The 1,258-nt window shown below is 28.9% G+C and carries 2 protein-coding genes; one reads left to right on the plus strand and one right to left on the minus strand.

Features of this window, described 5'->3' with window-relative positions; translation table 11 throughout:
- Positions 1-38: 38 nt before the first annotated feature.
- On the minus strand, positions 39-362 hold the full coding sequence (gene qacC, locus HMPREF2937_RS03745) for a quaternary ammonium compound efflux SMR transporter QacC (RefSeq protein WP_001146389.1): 324 nt from the start codon (positions 360-362) through the stop codon (positions 39-41).
- Between the two features lie 366 nt (positions 363-728).
- Here qacC and HMPREF2937_RS03750 point away from each other — a divergent pair.
- A partial coding sequence (locus HMPREF2937_RS03750) for a protein rep (protein WP_180364614.1) occupies positions 729-1,258 on the plus strand: 530 nt, incomplete at its 3' end.

Here is a 1,258-nt window from a genome sequence, read left to right on the forward strand (position 1 = left end):
CGAGGCTCAACGTCAATAAAGCAATTGGAATAAAGCAATTAATGCGATGTTCCGAAAATGTTTAACGAAACTACGCCGACTATGATTAAAACTATAGATACTATAGTTATTAGATTTATTTGTTCTTTGAAAATAATTATTGAGACTACGGTTGTTAAGACTAAACCTAGTCCCGCCCAAGTTGCATAAGTTATATTTAGTGGTAGGTGTTGCATTGTTTTACTTAAAAAATAGAAACAAATTCCAAATGAAATTATTGTTCCTAAGGATGGTATAAATTTTGAAAAGCCTTCTGAAGATTTAAGAAATGCACTTCCAATAACTTCAGTACTTATGGCTATTATTAAATAAATATAAGGCATTTTTAACTCCTTTTAATTTTCGTATTTTATTTAATTTTATTCTAAGTATTTTTTAATTGTAGTCTTGTATTTTGAGTGTCATTCGCGTGGTATTTTTGTGGATTGATGGTTTTTGAAAGGTTTTTGAAACGAGTTGAAAACGAGTTTCTTCTTGTCTTGATAATAAGGGTAACTATTCCCGGCGATGTATAACCCTTTCAATTCATTGGTATAACTGGTTTGAAGCACAAAAAAAGTTGATTTTTCTAGCATACTATTGTATCGTTTTAGGTGTCTAATCCAAACAAAAAAAATAGAAAAGGAGAAAAAAGCAACTTTTTTATGCATAGTTTTTGAGAAAACTAAGTTGTTTTTGTGTATTATCGTATGGAAAAGTATACTGAGAAAAAGCAAAGAAATCAAGTATTTAAAAATTTTATTGAACGTCATATCGGGGAGAATCAAATGGATTTGGTTAAAAATTGTAATACATTTTTGTCTTTTGTGACGGATAAAAAATTTGAAAAAAAGAAATTATATAAATCGAATCCTTGTAAGAATCGATTTTGTCCGGTATGTGCGTGGCGTAAAGCAAGAAAAGATGCATTAGGATTATCGTTAATGATGCAATATATTAAGCAAGAAGAAGATAAGCAATTTATCTTTTTGACACTTACGACACCAAACGTTACAGATGAGCATTTAGAAAGTGAAATTAAGAATTATAATCATGCCTTTCAAAAGATGTTTAAACGCAAAAAAGTAAATGCGATCACTAAAGGTTATGTAAGAAAATTAGAGATAACGTATAACTCAAAGCGTGATGATTATAATCCGCATTTTCATGTTTTGATGGCCGTTAATAAATCATATTTTAAAGATACAAAAGCTTATATTAGTCAAAAAGAATGGTTAAA

The organism is Staphylococcus sp. HMSC061G12 (genome assembly GCF_001838465.1).
In the GTDB taxonomy this organism is placed as follows: Bacteria; Bacillota; Bacilli; order Staphylococcales; family Staphylococcaceae; genus Staphylococcus; species Staphylococcus simulans.